This is a genomic window from Variovorax sp. (assembly GCF_035634955.1).
Taxonomy (GTDB): Bacteria; Pseudomonadota; Gammaproteobacteria; order Burkholderiales; family Burkholderiaceae_C; genus Variovorax.
Map to the genome: position 1 here is coordinate 211,445 of NZ_DASQBZ010000032.1, position 25,921 is coordinate 237,365.

General features: G+C 70.2%; 28 protein-coding genes. 5 read left to right on the forward strand and 23 right to left on the reverse strand.

Going from position 1 to position 25,921, the window contains the following annotated elements:
* Positions 1–5 precede the first annotated feature (5 nt).
* From VES41_RS21845 to VES41_RS21870, 6 genes are all read right to left on the reverse strand, one after another.
* The gene (locus tag VES41_RS21845) at positions 6–992 is read right to left on the reverse strand and encodes an MDR family oxidoreductase (RefSeq protein WP_324821432.1); all 987 of its coding nucleotides are present in this window, start codon (positions 990–992) and stop codon (positions 6–8) included.
* 66 nt (positions 993–1,058) lie between these two features.
* A complete protein-coding gene (locus VES41_RS21850) occupies positions 1,059–1,769 on the reverse strand; it encodes an AAA family ATPase (RefSeq protein ID WP_324821434.1) in 711 nt (236 codons plus the stop codon).
* Entirely contained in the window at positions 1,769–2,131 is a 363-nt protein-coding gene (locus tag VES41_RS21855; RefSeq protein ID WP_324821436.1) for a type II toxin-antitoxin system prevent-host-death family antitoxin, read from the reverse strand. Before VES41_RS21855 ends, VES41_RS21850 begins: the two co-directional genes overlap by 1 nt.
* 108 nt (positions 2,132–2,239) lie before the next feature.
* The gene (locus VES41_RS21860; protein ID WP_324821776.1) at positions 2,240–3,664 is read right to left on the reverse strand and encodes an MFS transporter; all 1,425 of its coding nucleotides are present in this window, start codon (positions 3,662–3,664) and stop codon (positions 2,240–2,242) included.
* Between the two features lie 50 nt (positions 3,665–3,714).
* Positions 3,715–4,920: a multidrug effflux MFS transporter gene (locus VES41_RS21865; RefSeq protein ID WP_324821438.1), complete on the reverse strand. Its 1,206-nt coding sequence runs from the start codon at positions 4,918–4,920 to the stop codon at positions 3,715–3,717.
* Between the two features lie 57 nt (positions 4,921–4,977).
* Positions 4,978–5,577 carry a methylated-DNA--[protein]-cysteine S-methyltransferase gene (locus VES41_RS21870; protein ID WP_324821440.1) on the reverse strand — a complete coding sequence of 200 codons (600 nt, stop codon included), beginning with the start codon at positions 5,575–5,577 and terminating at the stop codon, positions 4,978–4,980.
* A 141-nt stretch (positions 5,578–5,718) separates the two neighbouring features.
* On the opposite strand from VES41_RS21870, the gene VES41_RS21875 reads away from it, so the two are divergent.
* Entirely contained in the window at positions 5,719–6,045 is a 327-nt protein-coding gene (locus VES41_RS21875) for a cupin domain-containing protein (protein ID WP_324821442.1), read from the forward strand.
* 20 nt (positions 6,046–6,065) lie between these two features.
* Here the strand turns inward: VES41_RS21875 and VES41_RS21880 are convergent, their stop codons facing one another.
* Positions 6,066–6,299, reverse strand: a complete 234-nt coding sequence (locus VES41_RS21880; protein WP_324821444.1) for a DUF2789 domain-containing protein — start codon at positions 6,297–6,299, stop codon at positions 6,066–6,068.
* Positions 6,300–6,420: 121 nt separating this feature from the next.
* On the opposite strand from VES41_RS21880, the gene VES41_RS21885 reads away from it, so the two are divergent.
* From VES41_RS21885 to VES41_RS21900, 4 genes are all read left to right on the forward strand, one after another.
* Entirely contained in the window at positions 6,421–7,092 is a 672-nt protein-coding gene (locus VES41_RS21885) for an alpha/beta family hydrolase (RefSeq protein WP_324821446.1), read from the forward strand.
* A gap of 86 nt (positions 7,093–7,178) precedes the next feature.
* Complete coding sequence (locus tag VES41_RS21890) at positions 7,179–8,381, forward strand: lipocalin family protein (RefSeq protein WP_324821448.1); 1,203 nt, start codon at positions 7,179–7,181, stop codon at positions 8,379–8,381.
* Between the two features lie 62 nt (positions 8,382–8,443).
* Complete coding sequence (locus VES41_RS21895) at positions 8,444–9,148, forward strand: YceH family protein (protein WP_324821450.1); 705 nt, start codon at positions 8,444–8,446, stop codon at positions 9,146–9,148.
* Positions 9,149–9,262: 114 nt separating this feature from the next.
* Positions 9,263–9,529 carry a hypothetical protein gene (locus VES41_RS21900; RefSeq protein ID WP_324821452.1) on the forward strand — a complete coding sequence of 89 codons (267 nt, stop codon included), beginning with the start codon at positions 9,263–9,265 and terminating at the stop codon, positions 9,527–9,529.
* 46 nt (positions 9,530–9,575) lie between these two features.
* Here the strand turns inward: VES41_RS21900 and VES41_RS21905 are convergent, their stop codons facing one another.
* The 16 genes from VES41_RS21905 to VES41_RS21980 all read right to left on the reverse strand — a co-directional run bounded on the left by VES41_RS21905 (position 9,576) and on the right by VES41_RS21980 (position 25,895).
* Complete coding sequence (locus tag VES41_RS21905; protein ID WP_324821454.1) at positions 9,576–10,025, reverse strand: hypothetical protein; 450 nt, start codon at positions 10,023–10,025, stop codon at positions 9,576–9,578.
* A 106-nt stretch (positions 10,026–10,131) separates the two neighbouring features.
* Positions 10,132–11,025: a tetratricopeptide repeat protein gene (locus VES41_RS21910; RefSeq protein ID WP_324821456.1), complete on the reverse strand. Its 894-nt coding sequence runs from the start codon at positions 11,023–11,025 to the stop codon at positions 10,132–10,134.
* Positions 11,022–11,945, reverse strand: coding sequence for a Ku protein (locus VES41_RS21915; RefSeq protein WP_324821458.1), 924 nt, complete (start codon positions 11,943–11,945; stop codon positions 11,022–11,024). The genes VES41_RS21910 and VES41_RS21915 overlap by 4 nt, the downstream gene beginning before the upstream one ends.
* Before the next feature lie 167 nt (positions 11,946–12,112).
* Positions 12,113–12,820, reverse strand: a complete 708-nt coding sequence (locus VES41_RS21920; protein WP_324821460.1) for a PqiC family protein — start codon at positions 12,818–12,820, stop codon at positions 12,113–12,115.
* Positions 12,817–14,469: an intermembrane transport protein PqiB gene (locus tag VES41_RS21925; protein ID WP_324821462.1), complete on the reverse strand. Its 1,653-nt coding sequence runs from the start codon at positions 14,467–14,469 to the stop codon at positions 12,817–12,819. The genes VES41_RS21920 and VES41_RS21925 overlap by 4 nt, the downstream gene beginning before the upstream one ends.
* Complete coding sequence (locus VES41_RS21930; protein ID WP_324821464.1) at positions 14,459–15,151, reverse strand: paraquat-inducible protein A; 693 nt, start codon at positions 15,149–15,151, stop codon at positions 14,459–14,461. Before VES41_RS21930 ends, VES41_RS21925 begins: the two co-directional genes overlap by 11 nt.
* Positions 15,148–15,774, reverse strand: a complete 627-nt coding sequence (locus VES41_RS21935) for a paraquat-inducible protein A (RefSeq protein ID WP_324821466.1) — start codon at positions 15,772–15,774, stop codon at positions 15,148–15,150. The genes VES41_RS21930 and VES41_RS21935 overlap by 4 nt, the downstream gene beginning before the upstream one ends.
* A gap of 86 nt (positions 15,775–15,860) precedes the next feature.
* On the reverse strand, positions 15,861–16,766 hold the full coding sequence (locus VES41_RS21940; protein ID WP_324821468.1) for an SDR family oxidoreductase: 906 nt from the start codon (positions 16,764–16,766) through the stop codon (positions 15,861–15,863).
* Complete coding sequence (locus VES41_RS21945) at positions 16,763–17,704, reverse strand: glutathione S-transferase family protein (protein WP_324821470.1); 942 nt, start codon at positions 17,702–17,704, stop codon at positions 16,763–16,765. The genes VES41_RS21940 and VES41_RS21945 overlap by 4 nt, the downstream gene beginning before the upstream one ends.
* Before the next feature lie 70 nt (positions 17,705–17,774).
* A complete protein-coding gene (locus VES41_RS21950) occupies positions 17,775–18,791 on the reverse strand; it encodes an NADP-dependent oxidoreductase (RefSeq protein ID WP_324821472.1) in 1,017 nt (338 codons plus the stop codon).
* A 35-nt stretch (positions 18,792–18,826) separates the two neighbouring features.
* Complete coding sequence (locus VES41_RS21955) at positions 18,827–19,312, reverse strand: PaaI family thioesterase (protein ID WP_324821474.1); 486 nt, start codon at positions 19,310–19,312, stop codon at positions 18,827–18,829.
* A 4-nt stretch (positions 19,313–19,316) separates the two neighbouring features.
* The gene (locus VES41_RS21960; RefSeq protein WP_324821476.1) at positions 19,317–20,114 is read right to left on the reverse strand and encodes an SDR family oxidoreductase; all 798 of its coding nucleotides are present in this window, start codon (positions 20,112–20,114) and stop codon (positions 19,317–19,319) included.
* An 83-nt stretch (positions 20,115–20,197) separates the two neighbouring features.
* On the reverse strand, positions 20,198–20,404 hold the full coding sequence (locus VES41_RS21965) for a hypothetical protein (protein WP_324821478.1): 207 nt from the start codon (positions 20,402–20,404) through the stop codon (positions 20,198–20,200).
* On the reverse strand, positions 20,404–22,236 hold the full coding sequence (locus VES41_RS21970) for an acyl-CoA dehydrogenase (RefSeq protein ID WP_324821480.1): 1,833 nt from the start codon (positions 22,234–22,236) through the stop codon (positions 20,404–20,406). Before VES41_RS21970 ends, VES41_RS21965 begins: the two co-directional genes overlap by 1 nt.
* A 111-nt stretch (positions 22,237–22,347) precedes the next feature.
* A complete protein-coding gene (locus tag VES41_RS21975; protein WP_324821482.1) occupies positions 22,348–23,742 on the reverse strand; it encodes an NAD(P)/FAD-dependent oxidoreductase in 1,395 nt (464 codons plus the stop codon).
* 104 nt (positions 23,743–23,846) lie between these two features.
* Positions 23,847–25,895: an ATP-binding protein gene (locus VES41_RS21980; RefSeq protein ID WP_324821484.1), complete on the reverse strand. Its 2,049-nt coding sequence runs from the start codon at positions 25,893–25,895 to the stop codon at positions 23,847–23,849.
* Between the last annotated feature and the right edge of the window lie 26 nt (positions 25,896–25,921).

Here is a 25,921-nt window from a genome sequence, read left to right on the forward strand (position 1 = left end):
CGCGTTCAGCGCGAGACGTCCACCACCAGGCGGCCGCGCACCTTGCCCTCGAGGATCTCGCGTCCGGCATCGACGGCCTCGCGCAGGCCGATCTCGCGGGTCATGGCGTCGAGCCGCGCCAGGTCGAGATCGCGCGCCAGGCGCGTCCACGCTTCCTGCCGAACAGCCACGGGCGCCATCACGCTGTCGATGCCGCAGAGGGTGATGCCGCGCAGGATGAACGGCGCCACCGTGGCCGGGAAGTCCATGCCCTGCGCCAGGCCGCAGGCGGCGACGACGCCGCGGTAGCGGGTGCTGGCACAGGCATTGGCCAGGGTGTGGCTGCCCACCGAATCGACCACGCCGGCCCAGCGTTCCTTGGCAAGCGGCTTGCCGGGCGCGGACAGTTCGGCACGGTCGATCACCTCGGCGGCGCCGAGCCGCTGCAGGTATTCGCCCTCGCCCAGGCGCCCGGTCGACGCCACGACGCGGTAGCCCAGCCCGGCCAGCAGCGCAATGGCCACGCTGCCGACGCCGCCGTTGGCCCCGGTCACCAGCACGTCGCCATCGCCCGGAGCGACGCCGTGCTTCTCCAGCGCCAGCACGCACAGCATGGCGGTGTACCCCGCGGTGCCGATGGCCATGGCCTGGCGCGCCGAGAGGCCGTCGGGCAGCGCCACCAGCCATTCGCCCTTGACCCGCGCCAGTTGCGCCAGTCCGCCCCCGTGGGTTTCGCCCACGCCCCAGCCATTGAGAACCACCCGGTCGCCCGGGTGCCACCTGTCGTTCGTGCTGTGCTGCACCACGCCGGAGAAGTCGATGCCGGCCACCAGCGGGAACTTGCGCACCACCGGCGCCTTGCCGGTGATGGCCAGGCCGTCCTTGTAGTTGATGGTGGAGTACTGCACGCCGACCGTCACGTCGCCTTCGGGCAGGTCGTCGTTGGCCAACGGGCGGACTTCTGCGCGATAGCCCGCGTCATCCTTGTCGATCACCAAAGCCTGGAATGTCATGGGAGGTTTGCCTTTCCTGGTTTCTGAATGCCTGGGGCGGCGGCAGCCGCCTTCGTCGGGTCGATGCTACTGGAGCGTTCGCCGCCGGCCGCCGCGGCCCGCCGGCGGGTGGGGCTGCTGCTCGAACGCTGCCTGCACGATGGGACGCGCCCATTCGGGCGTGGCGCGCAGGGCCTCGGCGTCGTCCGGGCCTGGAAATCGCACCTGGCCGTGCACCGTCTCGAGCAGCAGCACCGGGTCGGGGATGGCTTCACCGGGCGCCGCTTCCACGCTGTTGTCGAAGACCTGCAGGCGGGCCAGGTGCGGCATCAGGCGCACGAGATTGAGGCGCGAAGCGCTCCAGCGCTCGCGGATCTTGGCCGCCGGGATGTCGTGCCCACCCGCGCTGACGCGGGCCTTCACGCGCTGCAGATGATGCTCCACCGTGGCCAGTCCGCAATAGAGCATGACCACGTCGTGCGTGGCGGCGGCGTCGGCCAGCAGCTGCGGGATGGTGTTGGCGCCCAGCGTGGTCTCGAAGGCGAAGTTGAGCCCCTGCGCAATGGCGGCCTCCAGGCGGGTGCGGCCATGCTGCCAGGCCCGTGCGTTGGCCTCCTGTTGCGTCAGGCCGAGCGCCAGCAGTTCACGCGCGTGGGTGTCGGGGTTGAACCAGGTCAGGCCATGCTCGGCCAGCAAGGCGCCACCGACCGAGCTCTTGCCGGCGCCATTGACACCGGCGAGCACGAAGATGAAGGGCCGCCGCCCCTTCGCGGCAGCGGCGCGGCGGCCAACGGCCATCAGAAGGTGGCGCCCGCCTTGGGACGCTTGCGGCCCAGCCGGCTGAGCTTGCCGGCCGATTCGAACAGCGCGTCGACCCGGTGCGCGGCGTCCGGTTGCTGCAACACGGCCAGGCGCTCGTCGAACCGCTGCGCCAGTTCGTCGAGCTGGTTCTGCTCGCGCGATCGCAAGGCCTGCAGGTCGTCGCTCAATTGCTGATAGGTGGCGGCGTCCAGCAGAACCATTTCTACCGAGGCGTGGTTCGTGATGGCCACGCTGCCGCTCTGGCGGACCTGGCGCACCACCTCGCCCCACTTGTTCTTCACATGCGTGGCGTTCTGGCGCGGCAGTCGCTCGAGGCTGGGCAAGGTGCTGGTGGTCATGTCGGACTCCTTTCGCACATTATGGCCGGAATGGACATTTCTCGGAGATTATGGCCATTTTGACCCTATTCGCTGCGACTGCCGGGCGCCGGCGGACCGACGCGCGGGTCAGACCCTGCCGACCAGATGCGCCGGACGCGGCGCGCGCACGCGCAGCGAGCTGGTCAATGCCGCGCAGGCAGCGCACGCCGCGGCCAGTCCGAGCGCGATCATCGGCCCCTTGCCGCCCTGCGTCGGCACGAAGCTGAACAGCACGGCCAGCAGCACCGCGCCCAGCGTCTGGCCGGTCAACCGTGCGGTGCCGAGCATGCCGCTGGCCGCCCCGCTGCGGTGCGGCGGCGGCGAGCTGACGATGGTGTGGTTGTTCGGCGACTGGAACAGCCCGAAGCCCATGCCGCACAGGGCCATGCGCCAGGCGATGTCGGCGTTGGCGGCCTGCGCCGGCAACAGCGCGAGCGCCGCCAGGCCGCAGGCCATCAGGCACATGCCGACGCCGCCCAGCAGGCCGTCCGGATAGCGGCCGATCAGGCGGCCGGCCAGCGGCGCCGTCACGACGATGGCGAGCGGCCACGCGGTGATCAGCAGGCCCGCCTCCACATGCGAGCGGCCGTAGGCGCCCAGCAGCAGGAACGGCAAGGCAATGAAGGCCAGCATCTGCGCACAGAAGGCCATGACCGATGTGCACATCGACAGCGCGAACACCGGAATGCGCAGCAGGTCCACCGGGAACAGCGGCAGCGGCATCCGGCGCTGGCGCCCGACATAGAAGACGCCGACCAGAACGCCCGCGCCCAGCGTCGCCCATGCCACCAGGGGCGCGCCGTGGACCGCGCCGCTGTCGCGAACGCCCAGGCCGTCGGCGCCGATGAAGATGAGCGAGAACATGAGCACGTTGAGCAGCACGTCCAGCGGGGCGATGCGCATGCCCTGGGCCTTGGCCACGTTGTGCGGCAGCGCCTTCCAACCCAGCACCAGCACCAGCACGCCCAGCGGCACGTTGAGCGCGAACAGCCACGGCCAGGAAGCGACCGAGAGAATGGCGGCGGCGACGGAAGGGCCGGCGACCGAGGCGGCCGCCACGGTCAGCGAGTTGTTGGCCATGCCTCGCCCCAGCCCGGCCGACGGATAGGTCAGGCGCACCAGCGCGGCATTGACGCTCATGATGCCGGCCGCACCCAGCCCCTGCAACGCGCGCGCCGCGATCAGCATGCCCAGCGAGTTCGAGAAGCAGGCGGCCAGCGACGACAAGGTGAACAGCACCATGCCGACCAGGTAGACGCGCCGGTAGCCGACCCGGTCGCCCAGTGCGGCCAGCGGCAGCAGCATGACCAGCGTGGCGATCTGGTAGGCGTTGACCACCCAGATCGCGGCCGAAGGGCTGGCCTGGAGCTGGCGGGCGATGCCCGGGAGGGCCAGGTTGACGATCGTGCCGTCGAGCACCGCCACGGCGATGCCCAGCAAGATGACCACCATGGAATAGGCGCGCTGCGGCTGCGGCAGCCCGTCGCGTACAGGCGCTGCACCGGCGTTCATGGCGTCGTCCGGGCGGCGCGCGCCGGCTTCGACAGTGGCCGCGGGACGGCTCATGCCCCGTGCACCCGCATGCGCTGGCCGGGCGCACCCAGCGTCAGCCAGGTCAGCAGCAGCGAGCCGAACACGCCAGCCGCCATGCCCACCACCATCATCACGGGCGAATGGCCGACGAACAGCGACGAGGCGCCCATCATCAGCGCGCCGGTGAGCATCTGCAGCGTCCCCATCAGCGCGGATGCGGTGCCGGCGATGCCGCCATGCGTCTCCAGCGCGAGCACGCTGGTGCTCGGAATGACCCAGCCGACGAACGCGCTGCCGACGAACTGCAGCGCCATCAGGACCCGGAAGTCGTCGCCGCCGGCCAGGAAGTACACCAGCATGACGCACATGGCTGCGGCACTGGCCAGCGCCGCGCGCCGCACCAGCCGCGGCAGGCCCAGGCGCGCGCCGAGCGCGGCCGTGAACTGCGCCGCGCCGATGAAGGCCGCGGCGTTCAGCCCGAAGGCCAGGCTGTACTGGGTCGGCGTGAAGCCGTAGTGGTCGATGAAGACGAAGGACGAGTTGGCGAGGTACACGAAGAACCCGCCCATGGCGAAGCTGCCGATGAACACCAGCCCGAGGTAGTGGCCATCGCGCAGCAGCACGCCGTAGGCGCGCAGCGCCCCGCCGAGGCTGCTGTCGAGCCGCTGGCTGCGGCTGCGTGTCTCGGTCAGGCTGAACGTCGTCAGGGCCAGTCCGGCCAGGCCGGCCGCCGCCGCGAACCAGAACACCGCGCGCCAGCCGCTCAGGGCGATCAGTCCGCTGCCGGCCAGCGGTGCCAGGATCGGCGAGACGCTGAAGACCAGCATGAGCAAGGACATCAGGCGCGCCGCGTCGTTGCCGGTGTGCAGGTCGCGCACCACCGCGCGCGGAATCGCCATCCCGGCGGCGGCGCCCAGGCCCTGCACGAAGCGCAGCGCCACCAGCATCTCGACGTCGCGCGCCAGCGCGCAGCCGACGCTCGCGAGGGTGTACAGGCCCAGGCCGAAGAAAAGGGGCGCCTTGCGCCCCGCCATGTCCGACACCGGGCCGTAGAGCAGTTGCCCGATGCCGATGGCGATGAAGAACGCGGTCAGGCTCATCTGCACCTGGGCCGGGTCCGCATGCAGGCTGGCGCCGATCGCCGGCAGCGCCGGCAGGTACATGTCGATGGCAAAGGGGCCGATAGCCGAAAGGAGGCCCAGGACCAGGGCAAGGCGCAGCATGCGGGACGTCATGCGCCGATTGTCGTCAAGGCGCAATGGTCGCGCTCGCGCGCCCGCATCGGGGCTGTGCTAGCCGGGAGAGCGCGCCTGGGCGGGCCCGCCCTGCCCCAGCGATTCGGGCGTGAAAAGCGACCCGGTGCCGTTGAGCGCCGCGGCCTCCGCGCCCTCGACCGCCAGCATGCGCAGCTTGATGCGCGAGCCGCCGAAGGCGGAGAAGCCGCCCGGCTTGCCGCCGGCAGCCAGCACGCGGTGGCAGGGCACCACCGGTGCGAATGGATTGCGCCCCAGCGCCTGGCCGACGGCGCGCGCCAGGGCCTTGTCGCCCAGTTCGCTGGCCAACTGGCCATAGGTGCGGGTCTCGCCGACAGGGATGCGCCGCGCCAACTGGTAGACGCGGCGCTGGAATTCGTTGACGCCGTGCCAATCGAGGTCCAGGTCGGACAGGTCGTCGATGGCGCCGTTCAACAGGTGGGTGATGCGCGCCACCGCGGCCCGCACGTCCGGTGGCGGCGCGCCTTCGCGCAGGGCCGGAAACCGCTTGTGCATGCGTGCGCGGGTGGCGGCCGCATCGGCCTCGGGCAATTGCACGCCGACGATGCCGCGCTCTCCCCAGGCAATGCCGCAACTGCCGTATCGGGTCTCGAAAAGAGCAAAGCCTTCGCTGTTCATGCTGCGTCTCGATCGGGTTACCAGGATCCGGGGGAAGCGTCTTTTACTCCCGCGGACCCGCTCAGGCAAGGGAAGCCCCCACCCGCGTCACCGGCCGGCACGGCTTGATTTCGGCCCCGCATCTGCCCACACTGCACGGCCATGGCCATTGCACATGCTCTATCCGGGGACGTGGTGGATCTGCGCGGCCCCTCGACGCCCGATCGCACGATCGCCCTTTTCAAGGCACCGGACCTCGAAGCCATGCGGCTGGTACTGCCCGCCGGCAAGCAGACGCCCGGGCACAGCGTGCCGGGCTCCGTCACCGTGCACTGCCTGAGCGGACGCATCGAACTGCTGCTGCCCGACCGCTCGACGCAACTCGAAGCCGGGCAGCTCGCCTACCTGGCGGGCGGGCTGGCGCACGGCCTGCGGGCGCTCGAGGATGCGGACGTACTGGTCACCCTGGCGATCGGGGGCGGCGGATGAGCCGGCCGGCCCCGGGACCGTCAGGCACGCAACCGGATATTGAGCTGGTCGACCATCTCGGCCCAGTCCGCGTCTTCGTCGAATTCCTCACGAAGGAACTGCGCCTGCGCCTCGCTCCAGAATGGGGCGTCGGGCAACAGCACGTCGTCGGCCAGCGGGCGGTGCTGCGCGATGAAAGCATCGATTTCGGCGGGCGCGCTGGGCAGGCCCAATTGCTCGAACAGGTCTTTCAGGTCGTGGTGGGTCAGGTCCATCACCCATTCTCGCGCGTTGCGGCAGGCTCCGCCAAGCGCCGTTCGCCGGTCCGGCAATGAGCCGTCGCCAGCCTGTTCCGAAGACGGCTCGCGCCGCGGCGGGATGCGCCGAGGTTGTCTCGTGAGCCCGCCGGCCGAGCCGCTCGCCATCGCCCTGCCTGACGGCACCAGCGTCTCGGGACTGGTCCAGGCGCCAGCGCAAGCGCGCTCGGCCTATGTGCTCGCCCATGGCGCCGGCGCGGGCATGGGGCATGCCTTCCTCGATGCCTGCGCCAACGGCCTGGCCGAACGCGGTGTCGCCAGCCTGCGGTTCCAGTTTCCCTACATGGAGCGCGGCAGCCGGCGGCCCGATTCACCGGCCGTGGCCCAGGCAACGGTGCGTGCCGCTGTCGCCCGGGCGGCCGAGCGCTTTGCCGGCGCCCGCCTTTTCGCCGGCGGCAAATCCTTCGGCGGGCGCATGACCTCGCAAGCCCAGGCCCTGGCGCCGCTGCCAGGCGTCGAAGGTCTGGTGTTCCTCGGCTTTCCGCTGCATCCGGCCGACAAGCCGTCCAGCGCCCGCGCCGATCACCTGCGGCAGGTCGACCTTCCCATGCTGTTCGTGCAGGGAACGCGCGACAAGCTGGCGCAGTGGGATCTCGTGCAGGCCCTGGTGGCCGGCCTGGGCGAGCGCGCCCGGCTGCTGGAGATCGACCAGGCCGACCACTCCTTCCACGTGCCGGCACGCTCGGGCCGAACCGACGCACAGGTGCTCGACGGCATCCTCGACGCGGCGGCCGCCTGGATGCTGCGCTGATTGGCCCGTTTGCAGGACAAGGGTTCTCCTCGGATCGGCCGCAAGGTGCGGCCTGTCATGATCTCACGCGCGCGAAATTGCGCCGCATGCGCGCTCCTTCTTCATTCATCGTCATGAAGCTCGCCGGTAACGATCCGCCACAGCGCTACAACCGATTCGGCCGCAGCCAGCGCCGAAGGCCGCTGTGGCGCATCTTGCTGGCGCCGGTTGCGCTGCTGCTCCTCGCGGCCGTCGCCTGCTTCTACGGCCTTCGTGTGCTTGACGCCGACCTGCCGGCAGCGCAGGTCGCGACCGCGTCGCCGGCGGGTAGCGCACCGGCGGGCCCGGTCGAGCGCACCGCGAAACTGCCCCCCCTTAGCCTGCCGGCCGACGATGCCCCGCATGGCAGTGCGATGGAATGGTGGTACTACAGCGGACTGCTCGATGGGCCCGGCGGACAGCGCTGGGCGTTCCACGTCGCCGTATTCGTGGCCAACAGCATGATCAAGCACACCGTCATGCATGCGGCGCTGACCGACCTGGCCACCGGCCGCCGCTACACCGCCCAAAGCCGCACCGGCGGCATTCCTGCGCAGGCCAGCGCGCATGGTTTCGAGTTTCAAGGCACCGGCTGGACGCTCGGCGGGGCCGGGCCTGCCCATCACCTGCGCTTCGATGACATCGGCGGCGCCGCGCTCACGCTGGATCTGCAGGATGCGTCACCGGTGGTGGCCCACCATGCGTCCGGATCGCTCACGCCCGGCCTGCTCGACTTCGGCGACAGCGGCATCAGCTACTACTACTCGCGCCCGCGCATGTCGGCCCGGGGGAGCGTGGGATCGGGCAGCGCCACGCAGCCGGTCAGCGGCAAGGTCTGGTTCGACCACCAATGGGGCGAGTTCGACGTCGGCCGGCTGGGCTGGAGCTGGTTTGCGCTGCACTTGGCGGACGGCAGCGACCTCATGGTCTACCAGCTGTTCGACCGCCAGGGCCTGCCGGTGGCCACCACCGGCACAGTCGTCCGGCCGAACGGCGCCGCGCGTGCCCTGGCGGCGAACGAGATCAGCCTGCAACCCGCACGCCGCTGGGTCAGCCCGCGCAGCCGCATCGACTACGTCGTCGGCTGGAATTTGAAGGTGCCATGGGGCGAACTCGCGATCGATGCGCTGCATGACGACAGCGAATTCGACGCCGCCGCCAGCTCGGCCAACATCTATTGGGAAGGGCCGGTGCGAGTCGGCGGCGCACAGGCGGGCGACGGCTTCCTCGAACTGAGCGGCTACGAGGCGCTGAAGGCCGCGCAGCGCTGACCGTCCGCACCGGCGGTCGCGGCGTTCGACTCGACTCTGCCGCCCGGGGTACGCTCGGCGGCATGACCGACCTGCCCGTTTCCTTTCCTCCGCTTTCCGCCATCGAGACCCGCGTGCTCGGGGTGCTGGCCGAAAAGCAGCGCACCGTGCCCGACAGCTACCCGCTCACCCTCAACGCACTGCTGTCCGGATGCAACCAGAAGACCAGCCGCTACCCGCTGATGGAGCTTGACGAGGCGCAGGTCCAGGACGCGCTGGCCGGACTGACCAGGCGCAGCCTGGTCAATGAATCGAGCGGTGGACGCGCCATGCGCTACGCACACAACGCCGACCGGGTGCTGCGGATCCCGTCCCAGTCGATGGCGCTGCTCACCGCGCTGATGCTGCGCGGCCCGCAGACCGCCGGCGAACTGCGCATTGCCTGCGACCGCATGCACAACTTCGCCGACGTCTCATCGGTGGAAGCCTTCCTGGACGAGCTGGCCGAGCGCCCGGCCGGTCCGCTGGTGCGCAAGCTGCCGCGCCAGGCCAACGCACGCGAGCAACGCTGGGCGCACCTGCTGGCCGGCGAGCCGGCCCCGCAGTCGGACGAGGCCGCCGCCCCCTCGCCGCGCCCGGCGAGCGGCGCCGCGGCGGACGAGTTGCAGGACCTGCGAGCCCGGGTCGCCAACCTGGAGCGCGAACTGGCAGGCACCCGTGCCCTGCTCGAGCGCGTGTGCGCCGAACTGGGCTGGTCGCCGCAAGCCCCGGCCCAGGGTGTTGATTGAATGACACATACGTGAGACAAAACTCGCACTACACTGGCGCTGACAGTGGCCCCCGCGGTGCAAGTGGGAGTGTGGGCCCCACGCTTCCCCTTGCCTTGAGAAGGAGGAAGGCGCATGTTCAATCTTTTCACTCGCAACAGCCATCTGCGTCGCGCAATGGCCTTGCTCGAGGAAGCCCAGATGGCACGCCTGGAGCACCAGGCAGCGGCCGAACACCACGCGGCGCTGGCCCGGATGTACACCGACCGCGCCAAGCGGCTGGAGCGCGAGATCTACGGCATGGGCCAGGAAGGGCCGATGACGGCGCCGGGCAAGCTTGTGCATGAGAAGCCAGCGCTCTATGCGCTGGACGCCACCCGGATCGAACCCAAGAAGTCCTGACCCCACGGCGGCGCCCCGCGCCGCCGACCGGTCATGAAGCCAGCAATCAGCGCCGCGAATTGCCGCGCAGCAGCGCGATGAACACCGCGGTCAGCAAGGCGCCGCCAGCCGCCGCCAGCAGCGCGGCACGCACCGGCTGGTCGCTCACGTAGTCCTCGCCCTGCCACCGGTGGCGCCCGCCTTCGAAGCGGGACCGCGCACGACGGATCGGCCGGCCGCTGGCGTTCACGGCCTCGCGCGCGTAGTGGCGGGCTCCGGCGGCCGCCCCCCTCGCCGCGGCACCCGCCTGCTGGGCGTAGTGGCGCGACAGGTCGGCAGCACCTTCGCCACGCGCCCGGGCTTCGCGGATGCCACTGCGAACGCTCTCGCGGATCGAGGCGCCGCCAAGCGCATTCAGGCCCGGGCCGTCCGCCTGGCGCGAGGACCGCGCGACATTCGTGGCGCCGGTCTCGTGCTCTTCATCGCCAGACCCTGACGAGGTCTCTTCATCGTTCATCCCACAGTCTCCAGATCACACCGATGGCAACCCTACAGGTTTCCCCGGCAGGTTACGAAGGTCATAAGAATAGCCGCTTGGCGCGCATGGGAGGCATCGAAGGATTTCAAGCGTGCGGCGCCAGCCGGCGAAACGCATTGAAGTGCCGGATCGCACGCTGCTTGTCGCCCCGGCGTTCGTACAGCAGCGCGAGGTTCTGGTGCGCATCGGCCAGGGATGCATCGAGCGCCAGGCTCGCCTGGTAGCCGGCGATGGCATCGTCGACCCGCCCGAGCGCCTCCAGTGCGACGGCGCGGTTGTACTGGATCAGCGGGGCGACCGGGCAGCACGCCGCGCCCTGTGCGCACACCGCCAGCGCTTCGGCGAAGCGGCCCGCCTCGCACAGCAGGAAAGCCAGGTTGGCATAGGCGTCCGCATGGCGCGGCGCCAGGCGCACCACGCGCCAGTACAGGCGCTCGGCCGCGGCCGGGTCCGGCTCCTCCAGGGCCTCCGCCTGGGCGTAGAGTGCCGCGGCATCGTCGGCGGCAGATGAGAGGGGTTCCGGCGCCGCGGAAGGCGGGCGTCGGCGCGATCGCCCGTCCAGCGCGAGCACGCTGGCCGCGGCAGGCGCGGCCGCCGCACTGAAATCCATCAGCAGTTGCCCCGATTCCGCATCCCATTGCGTGCCGCCCCAGCGCACAGCCACGCGGTCGCCGACGGCCTGGATGCGCAGCGCACCGGCCGGGACGGCGTGCGGCAGCGCCTTGTGGAGGCGGCGCAGTGCGCGCAGCAATTGCCGCGTCGGTATGCGCGCGGCACGCAGCTCCTGCGCCGTTCGCAGCAGGACCACGTCGCGAAACGAGAACCGCCAGGGGCGCCCGGGTCCGGGCGAGCGCTCGGGCCGGACGAAGCCCATGTCGACCAGGCCCTGCACGGCATGCCGCGACAGGCCCAGCATCTGCATGATGCCGCGCAGGGTATAGGGATGGGTGCTGTCGAGCGCGGCCGTGGCGGTCGTCACTTTTTCATGCGTGCGCCGGCTCGCGCCACCGCGGGCGGCGCCTTCGATTGCGAGCGCGGTGCACGCTTGGCGCCTTTGCCGACGGCCGGCGCGGCCGCAGCGGCGTCGCCGCGTTGCGCCTTCACCGGCGCAGCGCCCTTGCCGGCCCGCGAGAGGCTGGCACGCAGCATCTCGGTCAGGTCGATCACCTCGGCCCCGCCGCGTTCGTCGGCGGCTTCGTGGGCCACCACTTCCTGGCCGGCGATCTTCGCGTCGATGGCGGCCAGGATGCGCTTCTTCTCCTCGTCCTGATACTCCGTCGGCTCGTAGGAGTCGGCGGCAATCTGGTCGATCAGCTGCAGCGCGAGCTTCAGTTCGGCGGCCGAAGGATCGGCCTGCTCGATGTCCAGGTCCTTGAGCGAGCGCACCTCGTCGGCATAGAACAGTTGCTGCAGCACCAGCCCGTCGTCGGTGGCGCGCACCTGCACCACGTATTGCTTGCCTTTCCAGGCCCAGCGCGCCAGCGCGCAGCGGCCGCTCTCGAGCATGGCCGCCTTGAGCAGGTTGTAGGACTTGCCGCCGCGCTTGTCCGGCGCCAGCAGGTAGGCCTTGTCGTAGTAGATCGGATCGACCACCTGTTGCGGGATGAAGGCCACGATGTCGACCGCGTGGCTGGCGCCGCTTTCCAGTGCCTTGAGTTCCTCGGGCTGGAAGATGACGTAGCGGTCCTTCTCGAATTCGTAGCCCTTGACCATCTCGGCGCGCGACACCACCGCGCCGTCGCGCTCCGACACGTACTGCTGCTTGACCCGGGAGCCATCGCGCGCGAGCAGGTTGAAGTGGATGGTGGCCGACGACTCGGTGGCCGAATACAGGCGCACCGGAATCGACACCAGGCCGAAACCCAGCGTCAGCGATGCGATCGAACGTGCTGTGGCCATGCGACAGACCTCCATGTGGCGCGTCCCCCGCGCCGGGCAGGAGGCAAGCTTAAGTGCAAGCAGCAAGGCGCGGCAACCCGGCCCGTTGCGTCACGTCCACGCGGGGCCCGCCCGGAAAGCTCAGCGGGAGGCCGCAACCGCCCGCGCCAGCAAGCGCCCACGACCGTTCAACGGCACGAGCCGGCGTCGGCGCCGGTTGCGGGACGGCTGTCGGCCAGCGCAGCGATCCCCCGGGCGATCGCCGCGGCCAGCTGGCCGCTGATGCGCCGCGTGGCCAGTGCGACGCCGTCCACGCCGTCGGGCGCAGGCTGGTTGAAGGCCAGTCCGCAGGCCAGCGCCCGTTCGTCCGAGTCGGCCCGCCGGAGCGTCCAGTTGAATGCCGCCCGCACCTGGCCGCCGAGCTCGGCATCGAAATCGACCATCTGCACCGACACCCGGTACACCACCTGGCCGCGCGGGGCCGGCGTGCGGCTCTGGTCGAGCGCCGACAGTCTGCCGGCGACACCGGCAGACAGCGCATCGCGCAATTCGCTCTCGAATGTCGAGGTCCAGCGCGCCGTCTCGAGGATGTGCGCCCTGCCCTGCGCCTCGCCGGCCTGGCGCACCACCAGTTGCGGGCGCGCCCAGCGCTCGGGCATCTGGAGCGGCGCCAGTTCGATCGCCAGCGGCGATTGCCCCGGCGCCCGGAGCACCTCAGCCGGCGGAACCGGCTCGGCCAGCGTGAAGTAGGCGGGCGGTCCCGAGCCGGCGCAGCCGCCGAGCGCCAGCAGCGCGCCGAGCGTGGCCGCGGCCAAGGCCCACGGCCGCCGGCTCGGCGACGACGCCCGCCTGCCGGCGCCGACCGGGCGGTTGGACAACGAATGGCTTGGTGTCATTTCTTCAGGTCCTCCGGCTTGCCGCGCAGCAGCGACTCGGGGTGCTGCTCGAGGTAGTCGGTGAGCACGCGCAGCGAGCTGGCGGCACGGCTGAGCTCCTGCAGCGTCTGGCGCATGTCCTGCTGCAGTGGCGAATCGCTGCCGATGGTGCGCTGGGCGGTGTCGAGCGTGCGACGCACGTCCTTCATGGCCGCCAGCAGTTCGGGCGAGATGTCCTTGTTGAGGGTGCGGCCCAGGCCCTCGACCTGGACCATGGTGCGGTTGAGCGAGGCCAGCGCCTTGCGCGCGTCCTGGCCGATTTCCTCGAACGGCACCTTGTTGATCTTGGTGGCGATCTCCTGCACCTGGGTCTGGATGTCGTCCAGGCTGTTGGGCACCGTCGGAAGCTCAAGCGAGTCCTTGGTCATGTCGACCTGCACCTTCGGCTCCTTCGGGAAGAAGTCGAGCGCCACGTAGAGCTGGCCTGTCAGCAGGCTGCCGGTGCGCAACTGGGCGCGCAGCCCGCGGCTGATCAGGAACTGCATGCGCTGCTCGGGCGTCCACTTGGCGTCTTCGGCGGTCTCGCGCGCGTGACGGCGCAATCGCTCCGGATACACCTCGGCGTACACCGGCATGCGGAACTGGCGCTTCTCCCGGTCGAACTCCACGCCGATGGACTTGACCTCGCCGATCACGATGCCGCGGAAGTCGATCGGCGCGCCGGGCTGCAGGCCGCGCAGCGACTGGTTGAAGTGCATCAGCAAGGTGTGCGCCTCGCCGTCGGGCGGACGCAGGGCCGAGGTCTCGTCGGCCGCGAGCGCGAACTCCGTGTCCTCGACGGCCGGGGGACCGGTATCGCCGTCGGGTGCCTCGAAGGCGATACCGCCCAGCAGGATGGTCGCCAGCGCCTGGGTGCGCAGCGACAGGCCATTGGCATTGAGCTGCACGTCGACGCCGCTGGCATGCCAGAAGCGCGAATTGACGCCCACGAACTTGTCGTACGGCGTCTTGATGAACACGCGCAGCGTGACGCCCTTGCCGTCCTCGTCGAGGTTGTACGAAGCGACCTGGCCGACGTTGATGCGGCGGAAGAACACCGGCGAGCCGATGTCCACCGAGCCCGCGTCCTTGGCACGCAGCACGAACTGGCGGCCGCTCGTGCCACGGGTGACGATGGGCGGCTGCTCCAGTCCCACGAACTCGCTGGCGGTCTCCTCCGATTCGCCGGCATCGGCGCCGATGTAGGCACCCGACAGCAGCGTACCGAGGCCGGAGACGCCCGTGCTGCCGAGCCGCGGACGCACCACCCAGAAGCGCGAATCGGTCGCCGCGAAGCCCTCGGCCTCCTTCTTGAGCTGGACGCCCACACGCACGCCCAGGCGGTCGCGCGTCAGGCGGATCGAGTGCACGGTGCCGATTTCCACGTCCTTGTACTTGACGGCGGTCTTGCCGGCCTCCAGCCCCTCGGCCGTGAGAAAGGTGATCTCGATCTCCGGGCCCCGCTCGCGCAGGATCTTGGCGACCAGGAACAGGCCGACCAGTGCGGCCACGATCGGGATCACCCAGATCAGCGACGGCAGCCAGCTGCGCCGGCGCTCGATCACCGGCTCGGGAAGGTCTTCCGGCGCAGGCGGCGGCGAAGGTGGTGCAGCGTTGGTGTCAGAGCTCATAGGGGGTTCGGGGCAAGGCGGCCGGTGCGCGGCGCGGCGCTTCCGGCTCGGGAACCGGGGCATCGTCCCAGGTCAGGCGGGGGTCGAAGCTGAGCGAGGCCAGCATGGTCAGCACCACCACGCCGGCGAAGGCGGCGATGCCCACGCCCGCGGTGATCTCGGCAAACCCGTGGATCTGGACCAACCCGGTCAGGAGCGAGACGACGAACACGTCCAGCATGGACCAGCGGCCGATGAATTCGATGATGCGATGCAGCTTGGCGCGGTCTTCGCGCCGCCAGCGGCTGTGGCGTCCGGCGGTGCCCGCGAGCAAGGCGAGCACCGCCAGCTTGAACAGAGGCACCAGGAAGCTGGCCACGAAGATGATGGCCGCCAGGCCCCAGGCGCCGGTCACCCAGAAATAGACGATCCCGCTCATGATCGTGTCGTACTGCGTGCCGAAGAAGGAATGCGTGATCATCACCGGCAGCAGGTTCGCCGGCACGTAGAGGATCGCTGCGGCCACGAGAAGCGCCCAGGTCCGGCGCAGGCTGTCGGGCTTGCGCTGGTGCAGCCGGGTTCCGCAGCGCGCGCAGGCCTGGCCCGAGGACGCGCCGCGCCAGACGGTGCCGCAGTGGTGGCAGGACAGCAGGCCGCTCTGGGCTGCGGTGCGATAGCGTGGCTCGCGCGGCTGCGCACTCACGGCCGGGCCTCTCCCTTGCGCCCGAATGTCAGCCGCCAGAAGGCCTGCGGCTCGAACGACAGCACGGCCGTGAGCAGCACGGTCAGGCCGACGAAGGACCACAGCGCGGCGCCGGGAATGACGTGCGCCATGCCCGAGAGCTTGACGATCGCCACCAGCACGCCGAGCAGGAAGACCTCGATCATTCCCCACGGCCGCATGGCCTGCATCGCGCGCACCAGGATGGCAAAGCCCAGCGGCGGCTGGTTGCGCAGCGTGATCGGCAGCAGGAGGTAGAGCAGCACGCACAGTTGCACCAGCGGGAACAGCAGCGTGGTGAGCAGCACCAGCAGGCCCACCTCCGACATGCCTTCGCGGGCGAGCGTGAGCACCGCCCCGACGAGGGTGGTCTCGCTGTGCAGGCCGCGCAGCTCGATCCGGACGATGGGGAAGGCGTTGGCGATGAAGAAGAGGATGAGGCAGGCGACCGTCAGCGGCAGCATGCGCTCGTGCATGCGCCCCCAATAGCGCGCCAGCGGGGTGCCGCAGCGCCGGCACGAGGCCGCCTCGTGCGGGCGCAGCTGCGCCCGCGGGTAGATCGCGTCGCATCCTTCGCATGCAATGAGGTCCGGGACTTCCTCCATGGCCCGTAACCCTAACCGATTCCGCGCCGCGCGCGCGTAGGCGCAGAACGCGCCGCCGCCGGACGCCGGCGGCCCGCCCGCCGGACTCAGCCGGCGCGCAGCGCGGTGCGCAGTTTTTGCCCGATCTCGGGGCGCTCCAGGAACGGGTCGGCCGGGTTGGTGCCGGCGACGATGCCTTCCATGCGGCTGCGCACGTTGCCCAGCGCCTTCGGGTGGCTGTAGACGTAGAACTGGTCGGACTCGATGGCGCGGAACACGTTCTGCGCCACTTCGACGGCCGTCACCTTGCCGCTGCCGACGGCCTTCTCGCTCATCGCCTTGCCGATCAGCTGGCTGCGCGTAGGCTTCTCGTCAGCCAGCGCGCCGGGGCGGTTGCGATCGCTGGCGGCGATGCCGGTGGGCACGAAGTACGGGCACAGCAGGCTGGCACCGATCTGGTCGGTGACCAGGCGCAGGTCCTGGTACATGGTCTCGGTCAGGCTGACCACGGCGGCCTTGGCGGTGTTGTAGATGCCCATGTTGGGCGGCGTCAGCAGCCCCGCCATGCTGGCCGTGTTGGTCACGTGGCCGCGCCACTGCGGGTCGCTGGCGGCGGCCTCGAGCATCATCGGCACGAACAGCCGCACGCCGTGGATAACGCCCCACAGGTCCACGCCGAGGACCCAGTTCCAGTCGGCCACGGTGTTTTCCCACACCAGGCCGCCGGAGCCGACGCCGGCATTGTTGAACACGAAGTTCGGCGCGCCGAAGCGCTCCTTCACCGCCGCGGCCAGGCTTTCCATCTGGCCGGCATCGGACACGTCGACCTTGCGCGCCAGCACCTGGACGCCGGCCGCTTCCATCTCCGCGCGGGCCGCGTCCAGCGCGTCCTGCTGCACGTCGACCAGCACCAGGTTCATGCCGCGCGCGGCGCCGATGCGCGCGCATTCCAGGCCGAAGCCGGAGCCGGCGCCGGTCAGCACCGCGGTCTTGCCCATGAAATCCGAAATCATGCGGGTGTCTCCACTTTCTTCAATACGTAGCCGATGCGCGGGAAATGCACCTGCACCGTCCCGGCGCGCGCATCCTCGCGGCGCAGCGTGAAGTGCGTGCGGGTCGCCGCCACCAGTTCGCCCTCGGTGGTCTCGGCCCCGAAGCTCTCGGCGGCGATGGTCACGCGGGCGCCGAGCGCGATGCCGTGATCGTCCTGGAAGGTGCTGTCGGTGAGCAGGGACGCCGGCACGGACGACGCGGCCCGCTGGATCGCCGACTCGGCGTCGAACTTCTCGGGCGTGCCGTGCCCGAGGGCCGCCATGCGGTCCATCCACTGCAGCACCGCGGGGGTCAGCTCGAGGATGCCGGCCAGCGACGGCGTGCGCACCCGTGTGAACCACAGGGGGTGATAGAGCGAGAAGTCGGCCAGCGTGGGCACCTCGCCCATGACGAAGTCCTGGCTGCCCAGCGTCTCGGAGACGCGCCGCAGGTAGGACTTGTAGGCGCCGGTGGCGTCCTGCGGCCGCAGGCGCGTCATGTTGGTGCTCATGGCGCGCCGGTCGTCGGCGAACGCCTTGCCCAGTTCCGGGGCCGCGCCGAACAGGTCGGCCAGTCCCTTGGGCTGGAAGTTGTACGCCATGGACGTCCAGAACAGCGTGGTGTCACCCCACTGCGCGAGCGTGCGCGCCATGCCCTTGTGCAGTGGCGGGTACAGCGCCGGCACCGGCGCGATGTGCTCGAGCACGTCGCAGATGAGCGCGGTGTCGCAGTAGATGTCCGCGCCGATCTGCAGCACGGGCGTGCGCCGGTAGCCGCCGGTCAGGGCCACCACGTCGGGCTTGGGCAGCACGGGCGGAATCAGCACCGATTTCCAGGCCAGCTGCTTGAAGCCCAGCACGGTGCGGATCTTCTCGGCAAACGGCGAGGTCGGATAGTGATGCAGGATCAGGTCGGCCACGGGGTTGCTCCTCGGTCGGGGGATCGGTCCGGCGGCCAGGCGCCGGCGCGAACGGGCATCTTCTCTCGGCTCAGACGAGCTTGACCAGCTGCTTGCCGAAGTTCTTGCCCTTGAGCAGGCCCAGGAACGCCTCCGGCGCCGCCTCGATGCCCTGCGCGATGCTCTCGCGCGGCCGCAGCTTGCCGGCAGCGGCCAGGCCGCCCAGCTCCTGCAGCGCCTCGGGCCAGACCTCCATGTGCTCGCTGACGATGAAGCCTTCGATCTTCAGGCGGCTGATGAGGATGAGCGAGGGATTGCTCAGCGGCAGCGGCTGGCCGTCGTAGCCGGCGATCATTCCGCACAGCGCGATCCGGCCGAAGGCATTCATGCGGCTGAGCACGGCGTCGAGGATGTAGCCGCCGACGTTCTCGAAATAGCCGTCGATGCCGTTCGGGCAGGCTGCCTTCAAGGCCTGCGACATGGCCTTGGCGTCTGGATGCTGGCGATAGTCGATGCATGCGTCGAAGCCCAGCTCGTCCGTCACGTACCTGCACTTGTCGGGGCCTCCGGCGATGCCCACGACACGGCAGCCGCGCGCCTTGGCCAACGCGCCGAAGGCGCTGCCCACGGCGCCGCTGGCGGCGGTGACCACCAGCGTGTCGCCGGCCTTGGGCGCAATGATCTTGACCAGGCCGTACCAGGCGGTCACGCCCGGCATGCCGACCGCGCCGAGGTAGTACGACAGCGGCACGTGCGTGGTGTCCACCTTGCGCAGCATGCCGGGCTGGGACGCGTCGACGACGCTGTATTCCTGCCAGCCGCCGAAGCCCACCACCTTGTCGCCCACGGCGAATTTCGGATGCCGGCTCTCGACCACCTCGCCGGCCGTGCCGCCCTGCATCACCTGCCCGAGCGGCTGCGGCTGGGCGTAGCTCTTGGAGTCGTTCATGCGCCCGCGCATGTACGGGTCGAGGCTCAGGAAGTGGTGGCGCACCAGTACCTGGTTGTCCTGCAGGGCCGGCGTCTCGCCGGTCACCAGCTTGAAGTTGCTGGCCTGGGCCTCGCCGGTCGGGCGGTTGTCGAGCAGTTGTTGCTTGTTGGTGGGCATGGGAATCTCCTTTGGAAGTCGATGACGGGCGCGGTTCAGTCGGTCGATGGCGGCAACGCCTCGTTGGCACTGGCCGGCCCGGTGGGCAGGCGGCGCTTGACGTACTTGAAGGTGCCGGTGGCATGGGCGCAGGCGCGCCCCTGTTCGTCGTAGATGGTGCCTTCGGTAAAGGCCAGGGTGGCGGTGCGGTGCATCAGCCGCCCCTTCGCCACCAGCGGGCCGACCGACGGTTGCATGAAGCTGGTCTTCATTTCGATGGTGACGACCCCCATCTCGGGCGCGACGCTGCGCGCCGCCGATGCCAGGGTGACGTCGAGCAGCGTCATGCACGCGCCGCCGTGCGTGACCGAGAAGGTGTTGAGATGCTCCGGCCTGGCGGTGTAGTGAAGCTCCGACTGGCCGCCGCCGAAGGCGACCAGTTCGATGCCCAGGTGCCGCGCGAAGGGAATCCGGCGGGTGAATGCACGGGCCTCGGCGTCCGCGACCGGCGCCGGCGCGCCCGGGTTGTCCTGTTCGCTCATCGGCTCAGCCGGCCACGATGGCGCTGACGCCGCCGTCGACCGCCATCCACTGGCCGGTGATGTGCTTGCCGGCGTCGCTGGCGTAGAGCAGCGTGATGCCCTTGAGGTCTTCGTCGTCGCCCAGGCGGCCGAGCGGCGCATGCGCAGCCATCTTGTCCTCGCCCATCTGCTTGATCAGGCCGGCGGCCATCTTGGTCATGAAGAAGCCCGGGCAGATGGCGTTGACATTGATGCCGTAGCGGCCCCACTCGCCTGCCAGCGTCTGGGTGAAGCCGATCACTGCGGCCTTGGACGTGTTGTAGGCGATGGTCTTCATCTCGACCGGGTTGCCGCCCAGGCCGGCGATGGACGCGATGTTGATGATGCGGCCCGACTTGCGCGGGATCATGCTGGCGCGCGCGATCTGCTGCGACAGGATGAAGTAGCCGCGCACGTTGAGGTTGAGCACCTTGTCCCAGGCGGCCACCGGGTGGTCTTCCGCCGGGGCGCCCCAGCTGGCGCCGGCATTGTTGACCAGGATATCCACGGCGCCCATGCGCTCGAGCGTCTCGTCGGCCAGGCGGCGGGTGTCTTCCTCCTTGGCGCAGTCGGCGGCGATCCAGCGCGCGTCGATGTTCGCCGCCTGCAGCTCGGCCACGGCCTGCTCCAGGTCTTCGGCCTTGCGCGAGCTGAGCATGACGCGCGCGCCTGCCTCGCCCAGGGCATGGGCCATCTGCAGGCCCAGTCCGCGCGAGCCGCCGGTGATGAGCGCGGTCTTGCCGGACAGGTCGAACAGCTGCTGGACTTTGCGGGGAGTGGTCATAAGGGATGTCTCCGGACGGAAATCGGACGAATCGGAAAAAAGAGGGAGCGGAACGGGCGCGGAAGAAACCCGGCGCGCACCCGTCAGGGCGAATCCTTCAGGCGCGAGCGTACATAGATCAGCACGACGCCGACGGTCGCGAGCAGGACACCCGGGATCGCCAGGGCCCATCCCAGCGCCGGACTGGCGCGGCCGGTCGCCAGGCCCAGTATCAGGGCGAACAGGCCGCCGTAGATCAGCACCCAGATCCACGTCTCGAGCGCGGCGTGCGGCCGCTTGCCCTGCGCCATCAGAAGGCCTCCTCGGGCAGCTCGACACAGGTGGCGTCGCGGGATTCGACCACCTGCAGCCAGGCGTCGATCCTGGGCAGCTCGTAGTGGAAGAAATAGGTGGCCGCGCCCAGCCGGCCGGCGGTGGCGGGCGCGGCGCCGCCGGGGTCGAGCTGCAGCGCACGCTGAGCCACGTCGAGCCAGATCCACGCCAGCACCAGGTGCCCGAAGGCCTGCATGTAGGGCACCGCGTTGGTGAGCGCATCGCGCGGGTTGCCGGTGGCCCACGCCTTGCGCGTGGCGTCCGCGACACGTTCGAGCCACTGGCCGAGCGCGGCGGCATGTCCGGCCAGGCGTGGCTCTGCGCCGCAGCGCCCGATCGTCTCGCGCATGCGGTCGGCCAGCAGCGTGAGGCCGCGGCCGTCTTCCATGAGCACCTTGCGGCCCAGCAGGTCGGCCGCCTGGATGCCGTGCGTGCCCTCGTGGATCATGTTCAGGCGGTTGTCGCGCCAGTATTGCTCCACCGGAAAGTCGCGCGTGTAGCCGTAGCCGCCGTGCACCTGGATCGCCAGCGAGTTGGCCTCCAGGCACCACTCGCTGGGCCAGCTCTTGGCGATCGGCGTGAGCACCTCCAGCAGCAGGCGGGCGTCGTCGGCAGCCCGGGCCTCGCCGGTCCTCTGCTCGTCGACCAGCCGCGCGCAGTACAGCTCGAGCGCGAGCGCGCCCTCGGCGTACGCCTTCTGCGCCAGCAGCATGCGGCGCACGTCGGCATGCTCGATGATCCGCACCTGCGGCCTGGACGCGTCCTTGCCTTCCGGGCCCACCGGCCGGCCCTGCGGCCGGGTCTTCGCGTATTCGAGCGAGGCGTAGTAGCCTGCCATGCCCAGCATGGTCGCCGCGGTGCCGACGCCGATGCGCGCCTCGTTCATCATGTGGAACATGCAGGCCAGCCCCCTGCCCGGCTGGCCGACCAGGTAGCCGACCGCGCCCGCCTTGCCGCCGACCGGGTACTTGCCCTCGCCGAAGTTCAGCAGCGTGTTGGTGGTGCCGCGCCAGCCCAGCTTGTGGTTCAGGCCCGCCAGCGCCACGTCGTTGCGCTCGCCGGTCAGGTTGCCCTGCGTGTCGACCATGCGCTTGGGCACGATGAACAGCGAAATGCCGCGCGTTCCCGGGACCAGCCTGCCGTTCTCGTCGGGAATCTTGGCCAGCACGATGTGCACGATGTTCTCGGTCAGCTCATGGTCGCCCGCGGAAATCCACATCTTGTTGCCGGTGAGGCGGTAGCGCGGCCCCAGCGGATCGGCCTCGAAGCCCTCGCCATCGGGCACGGCGCGCGTGGCCACGTCGCTCAGCGACGAGCCGGCCTGCGGCTCCGAAAGACACATGGTGCCGGCCCAGCGGCCGGCGAATTCGTTGCGTGCGAAGACCTGCTTCTGCATCTCGGTACCATGCACCATCAGCAGGTTGGCATTGCCGCTGGTGAGCATGTTCGAGCCGATGCTGACCGAGGCCATGGCGAAGAAGCTGTTGGCCGCCGCCTGCACCGTGTAGGGCAACTGCATGCCGCCGATGTCGTAGTCCTGCGCGGCGCTCATCATCCCGGACTCGACGAAGGCCTTGTGTGCCTCGTGCGTGGCCTTGGGCAATATGACTTTCTCGCCGTCGAACCGCGGCTCCTCGGTGTCCACCGTGCGGTTGTGCGGCGCGTACTTCTCGCGGGCGATGCGCTCGCAGGTGTCGAGCACGGCGTCGAAGGTCTCGCGGGAGTGATCGGCAAAACGCGCCCGCCCTGCAAGCGTGGGGGCGTCGAGCCAGTCGTACAGGAGGAAATCGAGGGTGTTGCGAAGCGTCATGTCCGGTCGCGAGCGGTTCGTTCGGGATTTCGAGCGCCGCGGGCCCGCCGGGGGCAGGCTCGGGCGAAACCGGATCAATGTAATGCAATCGGCGAACTGTCACTGACTCCTTCATGACACGCGGGGAATCGGCCTTCCGCCGGCCATTTGCCTTGCGCGCGAATGCCACAGGACGCGCGCCACGATGTTCGGCGAAAACAGGGTCTGCGGCGCCGCGACGAGGTGCGCAACCTCGGTGAAGGCGAGCGCCACCGCGCAGTCGTGCGGAGCGGCGCGCAGGACCCGCGCGAGGTAGCCGTTGATGAACCTGACGGCGCGGGTGCGCTTGCCCGGAACTGTCGGCAGCGCCAGGTCGCTCGCTACTGCCGTGTTCCACGGCACGTCGACGATGCTGGCCGCGGCGCGAAAGTACCGCCGATGCGCCCCTTCGATGCCCGGCTCGATGGCCGCGCGCAGCGCCAGCGCCTCGCATGCGGCGACGGTCATGCCCTGGCCGTAGACCGGATTGAAGCTGGCGAGCGCGTCGCCCATCACCAGGAACCCTTCCGGAAACCGACGAAGCCGTTCGAAGCGGCGCCGCTGGCTGTGCGGGAAGCCGAAGGCAATGACGGGCCCGAGCAGTTCGCTGTTTTCGAGGATATCGACCAGCGCCGCGTCGCCCATGCTCGCGGCACGCCGGCGCATGGCTTCGATGTTCGCCTCCGGCGCGTCCCCGCCATAACCGGCGAGCGTCACGATCCAGCGCGCCGGACCGTCGCCAACCGGCTCCTGCGCCAGCAGCACGCCGGGGCGCGGCTGGGCGCGTGTGGCGGCGAAGATCAGGGCCGCGATGTCGGGCGCCTGGTGCGGATCGCGCCGCAGGCAGGCCGTGGCATATCCGATGTCCACCTGCACGCGCTCCTCCTGCGGCGCCTCGAATCCCCATGCCTGCAGCCAGGCGGGCGCACGCGATCCACGCCCGGTGCAGTCGACGACGAGGTCCGCGGCCAGGACCTCGTCGCCCTGGGTCGCCCGGTGGCGACAGCGAACCGCAGCCACCCTCGAGCCTTCGAGCAACGGCTGCGCGACGTCGACACCTTCGACGAACCGCACGCCCGGCAGTGCGCGCACGCGGCGCCGGACGTCCGCCTCGATCGCCAACCGGCTGCACGCGACTGCGGCTCGGCCACATTCCCGGCGCGCGAACCGCTGCCCCGAGGCGACGAACGGGCCGTTGGCCAGCAGGTCGCGAACCACGGCGCCCTGCGCGGCCAGCGACGCGGTGAACCCCGGCAGCAGCATTTCGATCACTTCCCTGCCGCGCGCCAGCAAGCCATGGGCATGCAGCGCCTGCGGCGTGCCCTTGCGCTGCTGCGCATCGCCGGGGAGCGTGTCGCGCTCGAGCACCAGGACCTCCCGGAACCGGTCCTGCAGCACGCGAGCCGCCAGCAGCCCGGCCACGCTGGCGCCCAGGACGATCGCCCGGCCTGCCGGTGCCGCGCTCGCAGTGAGATTGAGGTGAGACATCGGACATCCTTTCGTGAAGCGGTGCCCGAGGATGGGCGCAGGGGATGCCGAAACGCCAGCCGAAGAACTGTCGAAAAATCGGTGCCGGGCAGCACTTGTGCGGCTCAGGCCGTCTCTTGCGCCCAGAGGGTTTGCGCGACGCGGTCGATGCCCGTGGCCAATTGATACCGGTAGGTACCGAACGGCAAGCCCAGCCGCTCGGCGACGAGCTCCTGCGATCCGGCCGGCCGGACGTATGTCAGTTCGAGCGCACGGCCGAACTTGGCGTCCCGTGGCCGGGTCTTCAGCGCCTCGACTGCCTCGACCAGCAGCCGCCGCAGTGCGTCGCCGGCGGCTTCGGCCGGTTGCCTGCCGGCATGGACGAGCGCGGATGCGGTCAAGGGGCTGGCCGCCAGCGCGCCCCTGTCGTTGAGCGCCCGAAGCGCATCCCGCACGGCGCGTGCGAAGTCGGGGCGGGCCAGACGCGCAGCCGCAGGTGCGATCGCGGCCGGGTCCTCCATCGGCCGCTCGCGTCCGAGTTCGCGGTCGACCATCACGTCCAGCCAGCGCGCGAGCGGCACTGCGCGCCAGTCATGCCAATAGCATCCCGTCGGCACGCCGTCGACGACCCGGTCGCATGACGCCATCCGCTCGAAGCCGATGTGCCGCATCATCGGCTGCCAGTGGTCGGGATGCTCGGCACAGATGACGTACGCAGCCAGGCCGCTGACCGTCAGCCATTGGTGGAACTGCGACATCTGCAGGCCGTTCATCGCGGCCGAAGGGCGAAGCTGCCCGCCCGCCACGAGGTTCCATCGGGCCAGCAACTGCCGCTCGCCGGACCGCGGCGGCGCAAGGTCCTGCAACAGGTGCCAGACGTCCGCCATGACAGGATCGGCGTCGCGCTCGTCGGCGCCCAGCATCGCCAGGTCGATCGACAGCGTCGCCGCCGCGATCTGGCCCGCGCCAGGCCGCACCACCCATCCGGTGCAGGCAGGGTGCGTCCACCAGTGCGCGATCGCGGCGTGCTGGGTCGCGGGCACCTCGGCCCCGAGCGTCGCCAGCAGCAGCGGAAGGTCGCTCGCCGCGCCGCGCTCGAAATAGACGCTGCCGAGCGACCTGAAATCGACGAAGGGTCGCATTGCGGCGGCATGCCGGTGCAGGAAGAGAATGTCGAAACTGCGCTCTGCGGCCTGCGCCTCCTCGCGCGCTCGCTCGATCAGGTGCGTCTTGACGGCGACATGGATGGCACGATGGCGTTCCTGGTCGCGCCACCGGAGCTCGTCGTCGATGGCCTCGCGCACCAGGTCGTGCGGGAACAGCCCCGCCGGCCCCGACTCGATGACGCTCAGTGACGCCAGCCAGTCGAACAGCTCGCGCGCCCTGCCGCGATCGACCGTGTCGGCGAGCAGCGGGCCGGTCGTCACGCGGGCATGGGCGCATACCTCGAGCGCGCGGCGATGCAGTTCGCTCGGCGCCTGCGCGGTGAAAAGCTGCGCCAGCTGGCGCACCACGTCGCGCCCAAGGTGTTCGGGAACCTCTGCGCACGAGCACACCACGTCCGCCACCAGCGCCAGCGCCAGCGGATGTCCGTGGGTCAGGCGGGTGATGGCCTCGTGCCTGTCGGGTGCGATGCCCCGCGACGCGAGGTAGCTTGCGCACTCGGCGGCTCCCAGATTGCGCAGGCCGAAGATGCGTGCTGCCTCGCGCCACAGCGGATGGCTGCGCCAGGCGGGGTCGGGCACGCTCCGGCCGGCGATCAGCACGCGTGTCGACGGGGGCAGGTCGGCCAGGAAGCTCTCGCGCAGCCAGCCGTCCAGATGTTCGATATGTTCGAACGAATCGATTACCAGCAGCCGGCGCGGGGCCGCGGCGCACTGCGCGAGCACCCGGCGCAGGTCCGTGCCGTGCCCCGGGACGCCGAAGGCCTCGGCCAACGCCCGCGACAGCCCGCGGACGGAGGCCTCGACGTCGCGCGCGTCGATGCGCACGGAATCGATCCCCTGCCCTGCCGCCATGGCGCGAGCACGCTCCAGGAAGGTGGTCTTGCCGATGCCGCCGGGACCATGCACGAGGATGATGGGAAATGCCGGCGGGTCTGCCGCCAAGGAATCGGCGAACAGCGCCAACTCGGTCTCGCGGCCCACGAAGGTCCGCGCGATTCGCGTCCGCATCCGTTCGGCGAGGCGGTCCATCCGGC

Bases quoted from the DNA above. Each gene is read 5' to 3' on its own strand.
- VES41_RS21935 (WP_324821466.1), bottom strand. From the start codon at position 15,774: ATGGAGGAAGTCCCGGACCTCATTGCATGCGAAGGATGCGACGCGATC.
- VES41_RS21860 (WP_324821776.1), bottom strand. From the start codon at position 3,664: ATGAACGCCGGTGCAGCGCCTGTACGCGACGGGCTGCCGCAGCCGCAG.
- VES41_RS21975 (WP_324821482.1), bottom strand. From the start codon at position 23,742: ATGTCTCACCTCAATCTCACTGCGAGCGCGGCACCGGCAGGCCGGGCG.
- VES41_RS21955 (WP_324821474.1), bottom strand. From the start codon at position 19,312: ATGAGCGAACAGGACAACCCGGGCGCGCCGGCGCCGGTCGCGGACGCC.
- VES41_RS21855 (WP_324821436.1), bottom strand. From the start codon at position 2,131: ATGACCACCAGCACCTTGCCCAGCCTCGAGCGACTGCCGCGCCAGAAC.
- VES41_RS21870 (WP_324821440.1), bottom strand. From the start codon at position 5,577: ATGAACAGCGAAGGCTTTGCTCTTTTCGAGACCCGATACGGCAGTTGC.
- VES41_RS21915 (WP_324821458.1), bottom strand. From the start codon at position 11,945: ATGGCCACAGCACGTTCGATCGCATCGCTGACGCTGGGTTTCGGCCTG.
- VES41_RS21925 (WP_324821462.1), bottom strand. From the start codon at position 14,469: ATGAGCTCTGACACCAACGCTGCACCACCTTCGCCGCCGCCTGCGCCG.
- VES41_RS21965 (WP_324821478.1), bottom strand. From the start codon at position 20,404: ATGGCGCAGGGCAAGCGGCCGCACGCCGCGCTCGAGACGTGGATCTGG.
- VES41_RS21950 (WP_324821472.1), bottom strand. From the start codon at position 18,791: ATGCCCACCAACAAGCAACAACTGCTCGACAACCGCCCGACCGGCGAG.
- VES41_RS21940 (WP_324821468.1), bottom strand. From the start codon at position 16,766: ATGATTTCGGATTTCATGGGCAAGACCGCGGTGCTGACCGGCGCCGGC.
- VES41_RS21865 (WP_324821438.1), bottom strand. From the start codon at position 4,920: ATGACGTCCCGCATGCTGCGCCTTGCCCTGGTCCTGGGCCTCCTTTCG.
- VES41_RS21920 (WP_324821460.1), bottom strand. From the start codon at position 12,820: ATGACACCAAGCCATTCGTTGTCCAACCGCCCGGTCGGCGCCGGCAGG.
- VES41_RS21845 (WP_324821432.1), bottom strand. From the start codon at position 992: ATGACATTCCAGGCTTTGGTGATCGACAAGGATGACGCGGGCTATCGC.
- VES41_RS21880 (WP_324821444.1), bottom strand. From the start codon at position 6,299: ATGGACCTGACCCACCACGACCTGAAAGACCTGTTCGAGCAATTGGGC.
- VES41_RS21900 (WP_324821452.1), top strand. From the start codon at position 9,263: ATGTTCAATCTTTTCACTCGCAACAGCCATCTGCGTCGCGCAATGGCC.
- VES41_RS21850 (WP_324821434.1), bottom strand. From the start codon at position 1,769: ATGGCCGTTGGCCGCCGCGCCGCTGCCGCGAAGGGGCGGCGGCCCTTC.
- VES41_RS21890 (WP_324821448.1), top strand. From the start codon at position 7,179: ATGCGCGCTCCTTCTTCATTCATCGTCATGAAGCTCGCCGGTAACGAT.
- VES41_RS21895 (WP_324821450.1), top strand. From the start codon at position 8,444: ATGACCGACCTGCCCGTTTCCTTTCCTCCGCTTTCCGCCATCGAGACC.
- VES41_RS21980 (WP_324821484.1), bottom strand. From the start codon at position 25,895: ATGCGGACGCGAATCGCGCGGACCTTCGTGGGCCGCGAGACCGAGTTG.
- VES41_RS21875 (WP_324821442.1), top strand. From the start codon at position 5,719: ATGGCCATTGCACATGCTCTATCCGGGGACGTGGTGGATCTGCGCGGC.
- VES41_RS21970 (WP_324821480.1), bottom strand. From the start codon at position 22,236: ATGACGCTTCGCAACACCCTCGATTTCCTCCTGTACGACTGGCTCGAC.
- VES41_RS21960 (WP_324821476.1), bottom strand. From the start codon at position 20,114: ATGACCACTCCCCGCAAAGTCCAGCAGCTGTTCGACCTGTCCGGCAAG.
- VES41_RS21905 (WP_324821454.1), bottom strand. From the start codon at position 10,025: ATGAACGATGAAGAGACCTCGTCAGGGTCTGGCGATGAAGAGCACGAG.